This is a genomic window from Streptomyces sp. NPDC001410 (assembly GCF_042895235.1).
GTDB lineage: Bacteria > Actinomycetota > Actinomycetes > Streptomycetales > Streptomycetaceae > Streptomyces.
Genome location: NZ_JBIAWE010000009.1, coordinates 76,173 through 93,612 on the forward strand (window position 1 = coordinate 76,173; position 17,440 = coordinate 93,612).

Genomic DNA, 17,440 nt, shown 5'->3' on the forward strand with positions numbered 1-17,440 from the left:
CATCCATGACGCATGGCACTGTCGGTGCAGGTCACAAGGGCGAAGACTGGCCATATGACAGTTCGCCCGCCGGACACCGCAGCGATGACGCGGAGTCCGCGGTTCGGCCGGGAGCCCCGGAAATGATCAACACAGCCCCGAATCGAATGTTTGAATGGAGGCCAGGGATCTCCGCGACAGCGGGAGGGGAACTGCGTGCCTCCGGTTTTACAGGGGACGAAGTATCGGCGAGGCCCCGAACGGATCGAGCTGTACACGCATCTGTCGCTGTATCTCCTCACCTTGCTGGAACCGATCCTGCTGGTCGTCTGGCTGGTCTCGGCGCCGGTCACGGACACCGGCTCGCCCCTCGCCCCGGTGGTGGCGTTATCGGGGCTGCTGCACAGCGCGACCTGTCTGGAACTGCTGCGCACCGGACTGAACCGTCCCGTGTTCCACGGCTCACGGCACCGGCTGCGGGTCGCGAGTGCCGCGGTCATGAGTCTTGTTGCGGCGGTCGTACCGCTCGTGCTGCACACACATGTCCCGCTGCTCAGTCCCGACACGGCCAAGTTGCTGGCCGGCGGTGCGCTCGCCTTCCTGGCCGGGCCCCTGGTCGTCGCCTGGCCGCGGGGCGGGGCCCTGGCCCTGCTGGCCGGGCTCGCGGCATGCGGGGCGCTCGTCGCCGCTTCCCTCGGCACCTCGGGTGGCGTGCTCGCCGGAGCCGGCATGGTGGCACTCGTCGGCGGCACGGCGTTCGGCTGCGCCTACTGGTTCTCGGACTGGACGCTCGGCGTGGTGCGTGAGCTGGGGCGCGGCCGGCATGTCCAGGCCCAACTGGCGGTGGCCGAGGAACGTTTGCGGTTCGCGCGCGATCTGCACGACGTGCTGGGGCGCAATCTGACGGTCATCGCCCTGAAGAGCGAACTCGCGCTCGAACTGAACCAGCAGGGCCACACCGTGGCCGCCAACGCCCAGATGGCGGAGGTCCAGCGCATCGCCCAGGAGTCCCAGGACGATGTGCGGGCGGTCGTCCAGGGGTACCGCACGGCCGATCTGCGGACGGAGATCGAGGGCGCCCGGTCGGTCCTGCGCGCGGCCGGCATCGACTGCCGCATCGAGGGCCCCACCGACGTCGGGGACGAACTGCGCTCGGCGCTGGCCTGGGCCGTCAGGGAGGGGACGACCAACGTGCTACGACACAGCGAGGCGCAGTGGTGCGCCATCACGCTGTCCACGCAGGACGAGAGCCTGGTCCTGACCATCGAGAACGACGGCGTCGGCCGGGCGGGCACACCGAAGGGAGGCGGCGGACTGGTGGGCCTGGACGAACGACTGGCCGCACTGGGAGGTTCGATGGAGGCGGGCCCGACGGCGGAGGGCCGGTTCGCGCTGTGCGTCCGCCTTCCGCGCAGCCTCTCCCGGACCAGTCAGGCGGCGTCGGCGTGAGTGACGACCAGCAGACCGGCCCGCGGATCCGGGTGCTGCTCGCCGACGACGAGAAACTCATCACCGGCGCGCTGGCGGCGCTGCTCGGACTCGCCGAGGACCTGACCGTGGTGGCCGAGGCGTCGACCGGACCGGAGGCCGTGGCCCTGGCCCGGTTGCACCGTCCCGACGTCGCCGTGCTGGACCTGCAGATGCCGGGACTCGACGGCCTGGCCGTCGCCGAGACGCTCCGCCGCGAACTCCCGGACTGCCGGCCGATGATCGTCACCAGCCACGGCCGGCCGGGCCATCTCAAACGGGCGCTGCGCGTCGGGGTCCGCGGCTTCCTGCCCAAGACCGTCTCCGCCCGTGATCTCGCGGACATCATCCGCACCGTCCACGCCGGCCGTCGCTACATCTCGTCCGAACTCGCGGCCGAAGCCATCAGCGCGGGGGACAGCCCCTTGACCCCACGCGAGGCCGACATCCTGGCGCTCGCGGTGGACGGGTCCTCGATCGCGGAGATCGCCGAGCAGGCGGGGCTGACGGTGGGGACCGTCCGCAACCACGTCTCGTCGGCCGTGAGCAAGCTGCAGGCAGAGAACCGCCATGCGGCCGCACGCATCGCGCAGGAGCACGGCTGGATTTGACCAGATCCCGCCCGCGGTAGAGGGACGCGGCTCTCGCACGACCAAACAGAACATAACGGGGAGATGACCACATGGGACGACCGGAGACACGCTTGAACCCCTCCGATGGACCACTGCAGAGCTTCGCGTACGAGTTGAGGACACTCCGGAGATCGGTCGGCAACCCGTCGTACCGCGAACTGGCCCGCCGCGCCAACTACTCGGGTACGACCCTCTCGGAGGCTGCCCGCGGACTCAGCCTCCCCAGCCTCGACGTGACCCTGGCCTATGTCAGGGCCTGCGAGGGCGACCCCGATTTCTGGCAGAAGTACTGGAAAGAGACCGAAGTCGCCCTGCGCGGCGCCGACAGCCCCGCCCATGGCGCCCACGGCGCTCGCGCCGAGTCTCCCAGGCCGCCCGCGGCGGCGCCCTGTCACGCCCACGCCCACGCCCGCACCGGCGCCCTGGCCGCCAGGCCCGCTCCGGCCCGTCTGAGACTCCCCCTGTCCGCGCTCGCGGGCATCGCCGGAGTCGCCGGCGTGGCCGGCGCCGCCCAACTGGTCAGCAGCAGGCCGAAGGCGACGGCACTCACCGTGATGGCCGGGACCTGCATCGCGTCCGGTTTCTGGCTGGGAAGGAACCTGCGCGATGCCTGACCCCCTGACACCCGAACCCGTCGAGGCGGAACCGGTGTCCCGCAGGTCGGGCGCGCAGTGGACCACCGCCATGCTCCGCGACCTGGGGAACTGGTCCACCCGCAGGCCGGTGTGCCTGGCCGAGGGCGAGCAGCCGATCTCCCATTCCGCGGACGTTCGCATGGTCGTCTGGGCCTTCGTCGGTACCGACCTGGTCACCGGGGCCCTCATCGACACGATGGTGCCGGCGGCCGGCCGGGTGATCCACCTCCTGTGGATGCTGTTCTCCCTCGTCCTCTCGCTGGGCTTCTGCGCGATGACGGCCCGCGCACCGCATCTGCTCGACGCCGCAGAACTGCGCCTGCGCACAGGCCCGTTCGGCGCGCTGACGATCCCGGTGGAGGCGGTCGAGTCCGTGCGGGTGGCCCATGCGCCGATCCAGGGACACGGACTGCGCCGGGTCCCGGACCGGGACGACGCGGTGGCCTGCACCGTCGGCAGTGCCACCAACCTGGTCATCAACCTTCGGCGGCCGCTGCCGGTGCAACCACGCAAGGGCGAACCGGTGCCCGTCACAACAGTCCACGCCGTCGCCGACGAACCCGCCGCAGCGGTCCGGTTGATCAGCGGCGCGATCACCCGGGGGGCACAGCGGTGACCGAGACGATCCCGACGACGTTCCAGACTCCGGCCGAGGTGGCGGACCTGCTCGTCCGCACCGGGCTCGGGTCCCTCGACGGACAGGGGGACATCAGGAGACTGCCGGGACGCAACCAGAACTGGCTCGCCACCACCGACAGCGGAAGGCGTGTCTTCGTCAAGAAACTCGAAGGGCCTGCGCAGGCATCGGCGGCGCGCATCCGCCAGTGCCTCGCCTTCGACCGGACACTGCGCAGTGCAGAGCCCACCGAGCTGCTCTCTCCACAACTGCTCGCCGCGGACCCCGAGTCGGGCCTGCTGGTCTTCGCCGGCGTGGAGCGGGCGAAGACCGCCGCGGAGCTGATCCGCGAGGAAGAGCTGACATCCGAACTGGCGTACTCCCTGGGGCGCGTGGTCGGGCTCCTGCACACCCTGCCCGTGGACGAACTCCGGCACGACGAGGAGATCAGCCCCCTCCTGCCCTCCGAGGAACTGCTCGCATCCATCCCCCTGTCCCTCTTCGAGGCGTCGTCCGCGGCGGAACTGCAGGTGTGGAGCCTCATGCAGAACGACGAGGCACTGGGGCAGTCCCTGCGCCGGCTGCTGAGCAACGAACGGCGGGCCGACCGGGTCGCCGCCCACTGTGATCTGCGGCTCGACCAGTTCCTCGTCTCCGACGGCACGGTGTACCTCACCGACTTCGAGGAGTTCCGGGCCGGGGACGCGGCCCGGGACCTGGGCGGAGTGATCGGCGATCTGCTGCACCGCGCCCTGCTGGACGCGGCCGCCGGCGACCGGTCGGCCGAGGGGCCCGCGACCCGGGAGCGCATGCTGGCCCGACTGACGGACGGGATACGAAAGGTGCGACCACGGAACACGGCCTTCTGGACCGGCTACCGCGACACCGGGCCGAGCGCCGACAGCAGGCTCGCCGAGCGCGTCACGGCCTTCGTCGGATGGCATCTGCTCGACCGGTTGCTGGCCGGAGCGCGCACGGCCCCCCGTCTTGCCGCGTTGCCGCGGGCCATGGCGGGCATCGGCCGCAAGGCGCTGCTGACGCCGGAGGCATTTCTCGCCACCCTCGGACTGACGGAGGCCCGAGGATGAGCACAGCGACCGGAAGCGGCCTGTCCCCGCGGCTCGAAGAGATCCTTTCCGGTGTGGACGTACGGCCCGACGGCCGGACCGCGTCCGTGGGTGCGCGGACGGTGACCGCCGACTCTCCACGGGCTCTTGGCGGCCAACTCGCCACCGCTCTCTACGAGGTGGTGCACGTCGGCCGGACGGCGGCGGACTCGGCGCGGGCGCAGAGCCGCTGGGACGCACGCGACCTGGAGACCGGGCTCGCCCGAGGCGTACCGCACGAGCACACCCGTTACCGGGGCCCCGTCCTGAGCGGCGCAGAGGGTGAGGACCCGGTCGTCGTCTCTCTCTCGGGCGTACGGGTCCGGGTGCCCCGCGAGCGCATCGTCGAGGGGGCCGGCGGCGCAGCGCACGGAGAAGGGAACGCAGCAGAGGCGGACGTACTCGTCGCCGCCGCCAGGCCGTTGCTCTCACCGGGCTTCTTTCTCGTCGACGGCTCGCTGCCGCTGGCCCGGCAGGAGGCGGTCCTTCGGCTGTATCTGCACGTCGAGACCCCCGAAGTCCTTCTCGACGCGTGGGCCGGAACGCTGCGCTGCCTGGCCGACGGCGGGGTGCCGTACCGGGCCAAAGCCGTCTCGTCCGCCGACTCCCTCCCACGGCGCGACGGCATCGTCGTCTATCTGGGCAGCAGCGCCCGGCACCTGCTGCCGTCCCTGGTGGCGGCGGTGGAGGGGCACGTCGGCCTGGGGGCCGCCACCTCCCCCTTCGCCCGGGCCCTCGCGCCCGGTGTCGCCGTGGCCTGGGAGCCGAACGACCCGAGACCCCACATGCGCAACACCAGCTTCGGCGAGCACCGGTCCCGGGCGCTCGCCACGGCGCTCGTCGGCCACGCCACCCGGCCCGACGGACCGGCGCACCGGCGGGAGGTTGTAAGGCAGGCGCTCCTGGAAGCCGGCATCGACCCGCTCGAACCGGCCCGGAACCTGTCCTCGCCGCCTTTCGACGCAGGGCTTTGATGTCCGGTGACCGCCGAACAACCTTTCAACAGAAAGATCTTGCCCGTCCGAATCGCATCGAACTAGCTTTCTGGACGTCGCGGAAGAAGCCGCTGAGGGATTCGGCGGTTTTCCTCCCCGATTTCATCGCTACCTTCAATGACCAAGGAGAAAGCTATGAACGACATCGAGCTGGCCGCCGGTTTCGACACCTACGCGGACGTCAACGAGATGGCGGACGAGGCGACCCCGGACGAGGCCCCGTCGCCGCAGACCATCGTCTCCCTGAGCGTGGTCGCCAGCATCAAGTGGACCTGCTGAACGCCGTCCACTGAGGTGACATGCCCGTGCGGCCGGCGGTTTCACCGTCGGCCGCACGGCTGTCCGGTCCGGAAAACTGGCAAGCGGTCGAAAGAAGAGAATTCAAAGGGCGGCGCCGAGAAATGAGTACATCCATTCTCCTTCCCTTCATGCCTGTTACCGGCGAACAGGTGATGCCGTTCGCGGACATCGTCCGGAAAGGAGACGCCGAGCGACTCTGGACCGGTCAGTCGCTCCTGATCGAACCGCACTCCGCCCTCGCCCATGCCGCAGGAGCCGGAGCGCGGATCCCCATGGGCACCAGCGTGGCCCTCATGCCGCTCCGCCACCCCCTCCAGGCCGCGCTTCAGGCACGCTCCCTCGCGGCCCTGACCGGACAGCCGTTCGTCGCCGGGTTCGGCACCGGGCCGGAGCCGTTCGTCCGCTCACTGCGTGCCCAGGGCTACACCAGTCCGCTCACGGCGGTGCGCGAGTACACCACGATCGTCCGGGACCTCCTGGCAGGCGACATGGTCGGCCTCGCCGGCGAGTACTTCGCCATGGGCGGCGCGCTGCCTCCCATGAAGACACCCCCCGTCGAGGTGGGCCTCGGCGTGCTCAGACCGCGGATGGCCGAGCTGGCCGGGGAGCTGGCGGACGTCGCCATCACCTGGCTCGCACCCCCGCACTACCTCGCGGAGACCATCGTCCCGGCGCTGGCCAGGGGAGCGGAGCGGGCGGGCCGCCCCCGGCCCCGGGTGGCCGCCGTGGTCCACGTCTCGCTCGACGGTCCGCAGCGCGACCACGAGAACACCGTGCTGGCGGCCGTGCAGGCCCACCTCCAGGCGCCGCACTACGCCGACATGCTGGGGCGCGCCGGAATCGACGTCGACTTGCAGGACCTGCGCAGGACCGCGACCCGGCTCATCGGCACCGGTACGGCGGCGGTCGGCGGCGCCGACGACATCCTGCGTGCCGTCACGGCCTACCGCGAGGCAGGCGCCGACGAGGTGGTGCTCAGCACGATCGGCATGCAGGCCCTCGAAGGAACCCACGCGTCGCTGGACGCCCTCGGCGCCCTCATCGCAGCGCAGAGGAGTGTCCGGTGACCCACGACGGCAGTTCCGCGCTCCCCGACTACTCCTTCCGCCGCCTGCTCCTGGTGGGCACGGGCGCGCTCGGTGTCTCCTCGCTGCCGGGCTGGCTCGGCTGGCTGCGCGAGAGCCATCCGCACATCGAGACGAAGGTGGCCCTCACCCGTCAGGCCGCCACCTTCGTGGCGCCCGCGGCGCTCACCGCGATCGGCGGCAAGCCCGTCTTCCACGACCAGTGGCCCACCGAACCGCAGACCACCGCCCCCCACATGGAACTCAGCGAGTGGGCCGAGGCGGTGGCGGTCTTCCCCGCCACCTTCCACTTCGTCAGCCGACTGGCCCTCGGGCTCGGCGACACCCCGGTGATGCTGGCGCTCCAGTGCACCGACGTGCCGATCGGCCTCGCTCCCTCGCTGCCCCCGGGCGGATTCCGCAGCCACGCCTTCCGCTCCCATCTGGCCGCCCTGCGCGAACGCCCCAACGTGGTCGTCGCGGAGCCGGAACTCGGGCGCAGCGTGACCACCGGACGGGTGGAGCGGACCACGGCCGCCGCCCTTCCGACACTGCTCGAACTCGTGCAGAAGTGCCACATGGAGCTGACGGCCGGACGGGGCGAGGGCGAGCAGGGATGACGGTCGTAGCCGAGTACGCGAGCGGATTGGTGCGTACGCAAGTACTGGCCGGTGCGCGGGACGGCCACTTCACCTGGGTCCGCGGTGCGGGCAGAGCCCGCCCCGGGCCGTTGCAGGGCCCGCCGCCCGCGGCCCGGAACATCCTGGCCGGCCTGGCATCCGGCCCGAGCGGCCAAGGGCCCGGCGTCCGGTGCGTACTGCCGCGCGCAAACGAAGACGGAACCGAACTGCACTACCCGGTGCCCGGCCGCCGGTCCATGGCCGAGACGCTGCTGTCCGGCGACCCCCGCGACCTGTCGGGGGCGGAAGAGACGCTGTACGACCTCGGCCGCCTGCTGCGGGCGCTGCACTCCGCACCGGTGCCGGCGGGAGAGGCCGACGCCTGCTCCCCACCGGGCTCCTGGCGCCGGCTGCACGCCTGGTTCGACGCCCCGCGCACCGGCCACGCCGAACAACTGCACAGCGTTCTGGGCGAGTTGCTCGGAGCGGACCGCCGGGGACGCATCGAGCGGTGGCTGCACGAGCTGCCGGAGGTCAGGCCGCTCACCCCGGTCCACGGCGCTCCCGGCCTCGGCCTGCTCGTGCCGGCCGTGGCACAGGGGCACCCCCACGGTCTGCTCACCGGAGAGGACGTCGGCCGCGCCGCCTGGCAGTGGGACGTCGGCTGGGTCGTCGCCGAGCTGCACGAGATGCGCTTCTTCGCGGCTCGAGTGCCAGGCGCCGGAACCGACTGGGAGCACCTGGCGCAGGTCTTCCTCCGCGGCTACGGGCGCGCCCCCGACGCATGGGTCCGGCGCTGTGCCGTACTGCGCTCGCTGCTGCACCTCCACGACTTCAGCGTCTTCGTCACCTGGGACGTGGCGGAGGTCCGCCGGTACGCGGTCCTGCTCGCGAGCCTCGTCGACGCGGAGGGGGATCTGCGATGACCCGTCCGAGCCATCCACCGGCGCGCAGGCAGGACCTGGTGGAGCATCGCTTCGGGCACCGGATCGCCGACCCGTACCGCTGGCTGGAACAGGCCGACAGCGCCGAGACCCGTACCTGGCTGGCCGCCCAGGAGGCGCTGTGCCGGGCAGCCCTCGAGGAGCTGCCCGGCCGTGACCGGCTGCGCGCCCGCATGGAGGAGCTGCTGTCCGTCGGTGTGACCGGCCCTCCGGTGTGGCGGGGCACGCGGCAGTTCTTCATGCGGCGCCTGCCGGGTCAGGAACACGCGGTCCTGCACGTCGTGGACCCCGACGGCACGGAGCGGGTCCTCCTCGACCCCATGACCCTCGACCCGACCGGCCGTACCGTTCTGGACGCCTGGCACCCCGACCAGGAAGGACGGCGGGTCGCCTACCAGGTGTCGACCGGCGGGGACGACGGCAGCCTGCTGTACGTCCTGGACGTCACCTCGGGTGCCCTGCTCGACGGCCCCATTGCCCGCTGCTGGCGGTCCTCCGTCGCCTGGCTGCCGGGCGGCGAGTCCTTCTACTACGTACGACGCCTGCCCGCACACGCCGTGCCGGCCGGTGAGGAGCGCTATCACCGGCGGGTCCACCTGCACCGGGTGGGCGCGGACCCGGACACCGAGGACCGGCTCGTCTTCGGGGACGGCGGTCCCAGGACGGCCTCGTACACCGCCGGGATCAGCGCGGACGCCCGCCGGCTCGTCGTCACGCGATCCGTCGGGGCGGTGCGCCGCAACGACGTGTGGGTCGCCGACCTCACCCGGCACGGCGGTGAGGAGCCCGAGTTCGTACCCGTGCAGACGGGTATCGACGCCCACACGAGCGTGGCCTTCGGCCCGCGCGGACTGCTGTTCCTGCACACCGACCACGAAGCGCCCCGCGGCCGGCTGGCGGTCCTCGACCTCGACGACCCCGCCGCCCAGGGCACCCCTGCGCCCAGCGCGTGGAAGGAGCTGCTTCCGGAGGATCCGCAGGCCCGGCTGGAACACTTCACCGTCCTGGACGACCCGTCCCTGGACCGGGCGCTGCTCCTGGTCGTACGGAGCCGGCACGCCGTCTGCGAGATCACCGTGCACGACCTGGAGACGGGGACACGGCTGGACGCCATAGCGACGCCCGGGCTGGGCACGGTGGGAGAGATCAGGAGCAGGGGTCACGAGGCGTGGTTCACCTACACGGACCCGTTCACCCCCGTCACGGTCTTCCGCTGGGACGCGCGAGACCGCACGACCAGCGTGTGGGCCTCCCCGCCCGGGCAGCGCGCCACGCCCGCCGCGGGGACCGTCGGCACGATGCGCCGGATCACCTGCGCGTCGGCGGACGGCACGCCGATCCGGGTCACCGTGCTGGCCCCGCACGGCGAACCGCGCGAGCCGCGTCCGGCCATCCTCTACGGCTACGGCGGATTCGGCCTGTCGCCCACTCCCGTGTACAACCCCGAGGTCGTCGCCTGGGTCGAGGCCGGCGGTGTCTACGCCGTGGCTCACGTACGCGGTGGCGGCGAGGAGGGCGCGCAGTGGCACCGCGCGGGTGCCCGAGCCGGCAAACAGAGGTCCGTCGACGACTTCCAGGCCGCCGCCCAAGCCCTCTGCGACGCAGGCTGGACCAGCCCGCGCCAACTCGTGGCCGGCGGAGAGTCGAACGGGGGGCTGCTGGCGGGCGCGGCGCTGACGCAGCGCCCGGAGCTGTACCGGGCGGCTCTGCTCGGCGCACCGGTGCTGGACCTGGTGCGCTACGAACACTTCGGCCTCGGCGCTTCCTGGACCACGGAGTACGGCTCGGCGACGGTGCCCGAGGAGCTGGGATGGCTGCTGGGTTACTCCCCCTACCACCACGTCACCGAGGCGGGGGACTACCCGGCGGTCCTCCTGACGGTGTCCGAAGGGGACGCCGTGGTCGACCCGCTGCACGCCCGCAAGATGTGCGCGGCCCTGCAGCACGCCGCCGGCCCCGTCCCCGCCGAGGACGGCCGGGGCCTGACTCTGCTACGCGTCGAGTCCGGCGTCGGCCACGGCGCGCGCGCCATGAGCCGCATCGCCGCCCTCTCGGTGGACCAACTGTCCTTCGCGGCCTGGCAGTCGGGGCTCTTCGGGCAGGGCCACCCCTACGGTCAGTAGCGCAGCGCCGAGCCGACCACCGCGTGGACCTCGCCGGTCAGGTTGCGGTTGCTGGTGGCCGTGGCCTCGCCGGAGGAGCCCGCGCCCACGTCCTTGAGCGTCACCACGGTGACGTCCAGCAGATTGCCGCTCTTGTCCGTGAAGTTGACCTGGACGGCGAAGGACTTGGCGGAGTCGGCGGTGTTCTTGGCGGTCACCTTGACCGTGGCCTTGCCCGAACTGTCGGGGGTGGGGGCGCCGAGCGTCACATCGTCCTTGGCCTTCACCCCGTTCTTCACCGAGTCGAGCTTGTTCCTGGCCTCCGCCGAGGCCGAGGCCAGCGACTCGCCCGCCTTGGAGGCGAGGGAGGCGGCGGCGGAGGAGGCCGCCGATGCCGCCTTGCTGGCGACGCCCGACGTGTTCCCGGAGTTGTTGTCGGAACATCCGGCCGCCGCGCCGACGACGACCAGGGCCAGCACCGCGCCCGCCGTGCCCCTCGTCCATGTCTTTCGCACTGCCATGCCGCGCCTCCACTGACTCCCGAAAGCTGTCTGCTGTCTGTTCCTCTCACCTCAGTGAAGGGGCCGCCGCCGCGCCCTGCACGCCGGGTGAGGTGTCCGGGTGCCGTCCGTCGGGCCGACGTTTGCGTCGCCTCCGTCGCTCACTTCCGTCGCTTCCGTCGCGAAATTCACCCGAATGCAGCAGTGGCCGTACGCGCCGGGGGCGCCGATCGGAGTACGGCCGGATAGTGGTGCCCGGGGAACGACGTCCCGACGGCTCCCCGGTACAGGAGGCTCCATGCGTGCTTCACGGTCGCTGGCCGCACTCATCGGTGTCGCGTCGCTCGGCATCGCGCTGACCGCCTGCCAGGATCAGGCGTCCGGCATGGTCGTGGCACACACCGGTGCCCGATATGTGGAGACCTTCACGAACCCGTCGATCCGCGGGTGCCACCCTTTCCGTGAGGGCGTGACCCATATCAAGAACTACACGCTGAGCAGCATGCTCCTGTACACGACACCCGACTGCACCGTGCCGCCGGGCGGGTCGAGCAACTACGTGGACATGCAGTCGTCGGACCAGGTGGTCCCGTCCTACGGCCCGTGGCGCAGCTTCTCCTTCGCTCCCGAGTGACGCGCGGGTGGTGCGCGAGCGGTCCCGGAGGTCGGCCGGTTCGCGCCGGCCGGGTTCCAGGTGCATTTCGTGGAGCGTGAGCCGGACATGATGGCCATCGGCGGCCGGCTGCTGTCGGACGCCGGTCAGGGGCTCGACGTCATGGTGATCGACGTGGCGGTCATGGACGGTGACTGGCGCAGGGAGGTCCGGGTCGAGGTCATCGAGCGCATCCTGGCCGCGCTGGCGCGGGCGTGCGGTCTGCCCGAGCCGTCGCCGGCCTGGTGGGTCAACTTCCGGGTCGTCGAGGAGGGCAGCTGGGGTGCCGGCGGCGGTGTGCTCTCCGTCCTCTCGCTCCTGGAGAGCGGCGTGTTCACCGAGGAGAAGGCCAAGGCGATCCGCGCGGGGATCGGCGCCTGAACCCTGAGCCCTCAGTCCTGAGCCCTCGGCCCTGAGTCCTCAGCCGTCAGCCCTCAGGCCGGCCGGTCGAGCGCACCGACGATCAGGGCTTCGAGTTGCTGGGCGACCCGGTCCAGGGGCTCCATGCTGCGCTTGGCGCGGCACATGGCGATCGCGCCCTCGACCGACGCCACGACGAGGGTCGCGAGTCCGGGCGCCCGGTCGGGGTCGGCGCCATGGATACGCAGCGTCGATCCCGACCCGGAGCACCGCAAGCTGGCCGAGGGCTACGGCGCCCGCACCGCCGAGACGCTCGAAGCCGTCCGGCACGGCTTCGACCTGGCGGTGGAGGCCACGGGCCGCGTCGACCAGCTCGCCCTGGCGGTCGGGTCCCTCGCCCCCGAGGGCATGTGCGAGTCGGCGGGCAACCACTTCCGCCCCGGCGAGCTGCCCCTGCTCGACATGTACCTCACCGGCGTCACCCTGCGCATCGCCCGCGACAACGTCCGCGCCCACATCCCGGACGCCCTCGACCTCGCCCGCTCCGGCCAGGTGGACCCGGCACGCGTCGTCTCGCACGTCCTCGACTGGGAGCACCTCCCCGACGCACTCCCCGAGAAGCATCTCAAGCCGGTCTTCGTCCGCGCCGACACGTCAGAGTGAGGCACGCGGTGTCTCAGTCGACCTTGATGTGCTGGTCCATTCCCATCTGCTTGTGACCGTCGATCGGGCAGTACACGTCGTACGTGCCCTTCTTGAGGGTCACCGTCACCGTGCCGTCGTGGCCCGGCGGGACGTCCTTGGTCCGGGCGTCCTCCACACCGGGGCCGTCGACGGACAGGGCATGAGTGATCTTGCCGGCGTTGTCGGAGACGAAGGTGTAGGTGCCTGGTGTGAACGACGTCCGGGACAGCTTCAGCGCGTACTCGGTCTCGGTGACCGTCACCTTGGTCCCCGAGCCGGCCTGGGGCGTGCCGGAACCGGCCGAGCCGCCCGCCTGGCCGCCGCCTCCGCTCGAACAGGCGGCCAGGAGGAGGGCGGCGCAGAAGGCCCCCGCTGTCGTACGGAGTGCCGTACGGGTCGTATGTGCCGAGATTGCCGGGATCGCCATCTGGCTCATCCCCTTCGATGTCAGGGAAAGGCCCCTATGACGGATACGTTCGAGCGGGCCGGATGGTTCATGCCGACGGCGACTGCTCACATCCGCCTCCCAGGCCCTGTGCGGTGCGCTTAACCCCTGGTGATCCGGCGCAGAGACACCCACGTAATGAGCGGTTCGTACCGTCACGAGGGGAGAGATCGGACCGAGCACAGCAAGGGAGGCGCCCGTGGCCGCGCCGGGCTCGCGGAGTGAGGGCACGACGACGGTGCGGACGGTCTGCTCCTACTGCGGAGTGGGCTGCGGCATGGTCCTCGACATCGGCAGGGGACCGGACGGGCGGCGTACGGTCCTGAAGGCGGCCGGGGACAAGGAGCACCCGGCGAACTTCGGCCGGCTGTGCACCAAGGGCGCGACCACCGCGGACATGCTCGCCGCACCGGGCCGGCTGACCACCGCCCTCGTCCGGGCGGACCGCGGCGAGGAGCCGCAGCCCACGACCGTGGCGGCCGCCGTCGTCGAGACCGGCCGCCGGCTGCGCGCGATCGTCGACGAGCACGGCCCCGACGCGGTCGCCCTCTACGTCTCCGGGCAGCTGAGCCTGGAGGCGCAGTACCTGGCGAACAAGCTGGCCAAGGGCTTCGTCCGGACCAACCAGATCGAGTCGAACTCCCGGCTGTGCATGGCCAGCGCCGGCACCGGTTACAAGCTGTCGCTGGGCGCGGACGGGCCGCCCGGCTCGTACCAGGACCTCGACCGGGCCGACGTCTTCTTCGTCATCGGCTCCAACATGGCCGACTGCCATCCGATCCTCTTCCTGCGGATGATGGACCGGGTGAAGTCGGCGGGCGCCAAGCTGATCGTCGTCGACCCGCGACGCACCGCCACCGCCGACAAGGCCGACCTGTTCCTCCAGATCAAGCCCGGCACGGACCTGGCGCTGCTCAACGGTCTGCTGCACCTCCTGCACGCGAACGGCCACACCGACCCCGCCTTCATCGCCGCGCACACCGAGGGCTGGGAGGAGATGCCCGCCTTCCTCGCCGACTACCCGCCCGCCACCGTCGCGGAGATCACCGGCATCCCGGAGGACGACATCCGCGAGGCCGCCCGGCTGATCGGTGCGGCGGGGGAGTGGACGAGCTGCTGGACGATGGGCCTGAACCAGTCCACGCACGGCACCTGGAACACCAACGCCCTGGTCAACCTGCACCTCGCCACCGGCGCGATCTGTCGCCCGGGCTCCGGCCCCTTCTCCCTCACCGGCCAGCCCAACGCCATGGGCGGCCGGGAGATGGGCTACATGGGGCCGGGGCTGCCCGGGCAGCGTTCCGTGCTCGCCGACGCCGACCGGGCCTTCGTCGAGGAGCTGTGGGAGCTGGAGCCGGGCGCCCTGCGCGCCGACGGCGTCGGCCGGGGCACGGTCGAGATGTTCCGGAAGATGGCCGACGGGGACATCAAGGCCTGCTGGATCATCTGCACCAACCCGGTCGCCTCCGTCGCGAACCGCAAGACGGTCATCGAGGGCCTGGAGGCCGCCGAGTTCGTGGTCGCGCAGGACGTGTTCGTCGAGACGGAGACGAACGCGTACGCCGACATCGTCCTGCCCGGCGCGCTGTGGACCGAGACCGAGGGCGTCCTGATCAACAGCGAGCGCAACCTGACCCTCGCCCGCCCGGCCGCCGATCCGCCCGGCGAGGCGATGGCGGACTGGCGGATCATCGCCGCCGTGGCCCGCGCGATGGGCTACGAGAAGGGCTTCGGGTACGACAGCGCCGAGGAGATCTTCGAGGAGATCAAGCGCGCCTGGAACCCGGCGACCGGCTGGGACCTGCGCGGTGTGAGCTACGAGCGGCTGCGCGAGACGCCCGTGCAGTGGCCGGCGGCGAGCGCCGACGGTCCCGACCGCAATCCGATCCGGTATGTCGGTGAGGACGGCTCGCCGACCTTCCCGACCGCGAGCGGCCGAGCGGTGTTCTACGCCCGCCCGCACATCCCGGCGGCGGAGATGCCCGACGACGACTACCCGTACGTGCTCAACACCGGGCGCCTCCAGCACCAGTGGCACACGCTGACGAAGACGGCCAAGGTCGCCAAGCTGAACAAGCTCAACCCCGGACCCTTCGTGGAGGTGCACCCGCAGGACGCGGCCGAACTGGGCCTCGCCGAGGGGGATTCGGTGGAGGTCGCCTCGCGGCGCGGGCGGGCCGTGCTGCCCGCGGTCGTCACCGACCGCGTGCGGCCGGGCTGCTGTTTCGCGCCGTTCCACTGGAACGACCTGTTCGGCGAGTACCTGAGCGTCAACGCGGTCACCAGCGACGCCGTCGACCCGCTGTCGTTCCAGCCCGGGTTCAAGGCCTGCGCGGTGTCGCTGACGAAGGTGGCGACCCCGGTGACGGTGCGGACCCCGGCCCAGGCGTCCACAGAGGTCTCGGTCTCGGTCCCACCGCTCGCGGCTCTTCCCCCGGCGTCCGTCCCCTCCCCCTTCGGGCTGGAGCCCGCGCCGCCGCCGGTCCTGGCCGAACACGAACGCCGGTATCTGACCGGCTTCCTGGCCGGCATCCCGTCCGGCGCCCCCGGCGTGCCGGTGCTGCCGCCGGACGCCCCGTTCAGCCCGGAGCACGCCCTGTGGGTGAACGGCGTACTGGCCGGAATGTACTCCAGGACCTCCGCCGTAGAAGGCTCCCCGGGCTCGTCCGCTCCGTCCGCCCGATCCGCTCTGTCCGTGGGCGCTTCGCGCCGCCAGGTCGTGATTCTCTGGGCGTCGCAGACCGGGAACGCCGAGGAGTTCGCGACCGCCGCGGCCGAGCGGCTCACCGTGGACGGCCACCCCGCCTCCCTCCTGCCCATGGAGGAGGCGGACCCCGCCGCGCTGCCGTCCGACGCCGACCTGCTGCTGATCACGAGCACCTTCGGCGACGGCGACGCCCCGGACAACGGCGCCGGCTTCTGGGACGCCCTCGCCGCACCCGAGGCCCCGCGCCTGAAGGGCCGGCGCTACGCCGTCCTGGCCTTCGGCGACTCCTCGTACGACGACTTCTGCGGCCACGGCCGGCGCCTCGACCGGCGCATGGCGGAACTGGACGCGGTACGGCTGGCCCCGCGCACCGACTGCGAACCGGACTACGAGACCGAGGCCGAGGCCTGGCTCGACCAGGTAAGCACCGCGCTGAAGGTCTCCGAGCGCCCGGAACCGGCCCTGATCCCCGCACCGCCGGCGGCCCCCCGGCCGAGCCGTCCCGCCCCCGCCACCGCCCGCCTCACCGGCAACCGCCTGCTGAGCCTGCCCGGCGCGGGCAAGGAGGTCCGGCGCTTCACCTTCGACACCCGTGACAGCGAGACCCCGCTGGTCTACGAGGCCGGGGACGCCCTCGCGGTGCACCCGGTCAACCAGCCGGACCTCGTGACGGAGTGGCTGGCCGTCACCGGCCTGGACGCGGACGCGACCGTGCAGGTCAAGAGCGTCGGAGAGGTGCCCTTCGCCGAGGCCCTGCGGCGCCACCTGGACATCAGCCGCGTCACCGGCGACCTGCTGCGCTTCGCCGCCGACCGGACCCGCGACCCCCGCGAGCTGCGCAAGCTGCTGCGCCCGGACAACAAGGGCGAGTTGGCGCGCTGGTCCTGGGGCCGCCAGGCCGTCGACGTGGTCGCCGAGTTCGGCGTCCGGGCCGGGGCGCAGGAGTGGGCCGACGTGCTGGGCCGCCTGCAGCCCCGCCTGTACTCCATATCGTCCAGCCCGCTGACCGACCCGCACCTGGTGTCCCTGACGGTTTCCGTCGTCCGCTACGAGAACCTGCACGGCCGCCCCCGCCAGGGCGTCTGCTCTCCCTTCCTCGCCGACGCCGAGCCCGGCACCCCGGTGCCGGTCCGCGTCCAGCGGGCACCGCACTTCCGCCCGCCCGCCGACCCCGCCACACCGGCGGTGATGATCGGCCCCGGCACGGGCATCGCACCCTTCATCGGCTTCCTGGAGGAACGCCGGGCCCGCGGCCACCGCGCCCCGAACTGGCTGTTCTTCGGCGAACAGCACCGGGCGACCGACTTCTACTACGAGGAGGAACTGGCCGCCCACCTCGCCGAGGGCACGCTCACCCGCCTGGACACCGCCTTCTCCCGCGACCAGCGCGCCAAGGTCTACGTCCAGGACCGGATGCGCGAACACGGCCCGCTGCTGTGGTCCTGGCTCCGCGACGGCGCCCACTTCTACGTCTGCGGCGACGCCTCCCGCATGGCCAAGGACGTCGACCAGGCCCTACGCGAGATCGCCACCGTCCACGGCGGCCTGGACGAGACGGAGGCGACGGCGTACGTCAAGCAACTCACCACCGAGAAGCGCTATGTGCGGGACGTGTACTGACCAGGGACCAGG

The 17,440-nt window shown here is 71.8% G+C and carries 16 protein-coding genes and 1 pseudogene; 15 read left to right on the forward strand and 2 right to left on the reverse strand.

What is annotated here, in order from left to right; all coding sequences use genetic code 11:
* Positions 1-195: 195 nt before the first annotated feature.
* The 11 genes from ACFY3C_RS20810 to ACFY3C_RS20860 all read left to right on the forward strand — a co-directional run bounded on the left by ACFY3C_RS20810 (position 196) and on the right by ACFY3C_RS20860 (position 10,481).
* Complete coding sequence (locus ACFY3C_RS20810; protein WP_390771811.1) at positions 196-1,428, forward strand: sensor histidine kinase; 1,233 nt, start codon at positions 196-198, stop codon at positions 1,426-1,428.
* Positions 1,425-2,057, forward strand: a complete 633-nt coding sequence (locus tag ACFY3C_RS20815) for a response regulator (RefSeq protein ID WP_390771812.1) — start codon at positions 1,425-1,427, stop codon at positions 2,055-2,057. Before ACFY3C_RS20810 ends, ACFY3C_RS20815 begins: the two co-directional genes overlap by 4 nt.
* Before the next feature lie 92 nt (positions 2,058-2,149).
* Positions 2,150-2,692 (forward strand): helix-turn-helix domain-containing protein, encoded by a 543-nt coding sequence (locus tag ACFY3C_RS20820; protein ID WP_390771813.1) that lies wholly within the window; start codon positions 2,150-2,152, stop codon positions 2,690-2,692.
* Entirely contained in the window at positions 2,685-3,329 is a 645-nt protein-coding gene (locus tag ACFY3C_RS20825) for a hypothetical protein (RefSeq protein WP_386577032.1), read from the forward strand. The genes ACFY3C_RS20820 and ACFY3C_RS20825 overlap by 8 nt, the downstream gene beginning before the upstream one ends.
* Complete coding sequence (gene lxmK / locus ACFY3C_RS20830) at positions 3,326-4,417, forward strand: class V lanthionine synthetase subunit LxmK (protein ID WP_386577033.1); 1,092 nt, start codon at positions 3,326-3,328, stop codon at positions 4,415-4,417. The genes ACFY3C_RS20825 and lxmK overlap by 4 nt, the downstream gene beginning before the upstream one ends.
* Entirely contained in the window at positions 4,414-5,409 is a 996-nt protein-coding gene (locus ACFY3C_RS20835) for a T3SS effector HopA1 family protein (RefSeq protein ID WP_390771814.1), read from the forward strand. Before lxmK ends, ACFY3C_RS20835 begins: the two co-directional genes overlap by 4 nt.
* Before the next feature lie 156 nt (positions 5,410-5,565).
* Positions 5,566-5,709: a hypothetical protein gene (locus tag ACFY3C_RS20840; protein ID WP_386577035.1), complete on the forward strand. Its 144-nt coding sequence runs from the start codon at positions 5,566-5,568 to the stop codon at positions 5,707-5,709.
* A 149-nt stretch (positions 5,710-5,858) separates the two neighbouring features.
* Positions 5,859-6,797, forward strand: a complete 939-nt coding sequence (locus tag ACFY3C_RS20845; protein ID WP_390771815.1) for an LLM class flavin-dependent oxidoreductase — start codon at positions 5,859-5,861, stop codon at positions 6,795-6,797.
* Positions 6,794-7,414, forward strand: a complete 621-nt coding sequence (locus ACFY3C_RS20850; RefSeq protein WP_386577037.1) for a flavoprotein — start codon at positions 6,794-6,796, stop codon at positions 7,412-7,414. Before ACFY3C_RS20845 ends, ACFY3C_RS20850 begins: the two co-directional genes overlap by 4 nt.
* Positions 7,411-8,340: a hypothetical protein gene (locus ACFY3C_RS20855; RefSeq protein ID WP_386577038.1), complete on the forward strand. Its 930-nt coding sequence runs from the start codon at positions 7,411-7,413 to the stop codon at positions 8,338-8,340. The genes ACFY3C_RS20850 and ACFY3C_RS20855 overlap by 4 nt, the downstream gene beginning before the upstream one ends.
* A complete protein-coding gene (locus ACFY3C_RS20860) occupies positions 8,337-10,481 on the forward strand; it encodes a prolyl oligopeptidase family protein (protein ID WP_390771816.1) in 2,145 nt (714 codons plus the stop codon). Before ACFY3C_RS20855 ends, ACFY3C_RS20860 begins: the two co-directional genes overlap by 4 nt.
* Here the strand turns inward: ACFY3C_RS20860 and ACFY3C_RS20865 are convergent.
* Positions 10,475-10,981 carry a hypothetical protein gene (locus tag ACFY3C_RS20865; RefSeq protein ID WP_390771817.1) on the reverse strand — a complete coding sequence of 169 codons (507 nt, stop codon included), beginning with the start codon at positions 10,979-10,981 and terminating at the stop codon, positions 10,475-10,477. The genes ACFY3C_RS20860 and ACFY3C_RS20865 overlap by 7 nt on opposite strands.
* 277 nt (positions 10,982-11,258) lie before the next feature.
* Here ACFY3C_RS20865 and ACFY3C_RS20870 point away from each other — a divergent pair, with 277 nt between their 5' ends.
* The 3 genes and pseudogenes from ACFY3C_RS20870 to ACFY3C_RS20880 form a co-directional block, all read left to right on the forward strand.
* Positions 11,259-11,594 carry a hypothetical protein gene (locus ACFY3C_RS20870; protein WP_390771818.1) on the forward strand — a complete coding sequence of 112 codons (336 nt, stop codon included), beginning with the start codon at positions 11,259-11,261 and terminating at the stop codon, positions 11,592-11,594.
* 69 nt (positions 11,595-11,663) lie between these two features.
* On the forward strand, positions 11,664-11,993 hold the full coding sequence (locus tag ACFY3C_RS20875; RefSeq protein WP_390771819.1) for a hypothetical protein: 330 nt from the start codon (positions 11,664-11,666) through the stop codon (positions 11,991-11,993).
* Positions 11,994-12,218: 225 nt separating this feature from the next.
* A pseudogene (locus ACFY3C_RS20880) lies at positions 12,219-12,635 on the forward strand (dehydrogenase); the annotation flags it as partial.
* Positions 12,636-12,648: 13 nt separating this feature from the next.
* Here the strand turns inward: ACFY3C_RS20880 and ACFY3C_RS20885 are convergent.
* Complete coding sequence (locus tag ACFY3C_RS20885) at positions 12,649-13,083, reverse strand: copper-binding protein (protein ID WP_390771820.1); 435 nt, start codon at positions 13,081-13,083, stop codon at positions 12,649-12,651.
* Between the two features lie 295 nt (positions 13,084-13,378).
* On the opposite strand from ACFY3C_RS20885, the gene ACFY3C_RS20890 reads away from it, so the two are divergent.
* Entirely contained in the window at positions 13,379-17,428 is a 4,050-nt protein-coding gene (locus ACFY3C_RS20890) for a molybdopterin-dependent oxidoreductase (protein ID WP_390771989.1), read from the forward strand.
* Positions 17,429-17,440: the final 12 nt, after the last annotated feature.

Coding starts and splice junctions, on each gene's coding strand:
- ACFY3C_RS20825 (WP_386577032.1), top strand. CDS start 2,685: ATGCCTGACCCCCTGACACCCGAACCCGTCGAGGCGGAACCGGTGTCC.
- ACFY3C_RS20835 (WP_390771814.1), top strand. CDS start 4,414: ATGAGCACAGCGACCGGAAGCGGCCTGTCCCCGCGGCTCGAAGAGATC.
- ACFY3C_RS20840 (WP_386577035.1), top strand. CDS start 5,566: ATGAACGACATCGAGCTGGCCGCCGGTTTCGACACCTACGCGGACGTC.
- ACFY3C_RS20845 (WP_390771815.1), top strand. CDS start 5,859: ATGCCTGTTACCGGCGAACAGGTGATGCCGTTCGCGGACATCGTCCGG.
- ACFY3C_RS20855 (WP_386577038.1), top strand. CDS start 7,411: ATGACGGTCGTAGCCGAGTACGCGAGCGGATTGGTGCGTACGCAAGTA.
- ACFY3C_RS20860 (WP_390771816.1), top strand. CDS start 8,337: ATGACCCGTCCGAGCCATCCACCGGCGCGCAGGCAGGACCTGGTGGAG.
- ACFY3C_RS20865 (WP_390771817.1), bottom strand. CDS start 10,981: ATGGCAGTGCGAAAGACATGGACGAGGGGCACGGCGGGCGCGGTGCTG.
- ACFY3C_RS20870 (WP_390771818.1), top strand. CDS start 11,259: ATGCGTGCTTCACGGTCGCTGGCCGCACTCATCGGTGTCGCGTCGCTC.
- ACFY3C_RS20885 (WP_390771820.1), bottom strand. CDS start 13,083: ATGGCGATCCCGGCAATCTCGGCACATACGACCCGTACGGCACTCCGT.
- ACFY3C_RS20890 (WP_390771989.1), top strand. CDS start 13,379: ATGGTCCTCGACATCGGCAGGGGACCGGACGGGCGGCGTACGGTCCTG.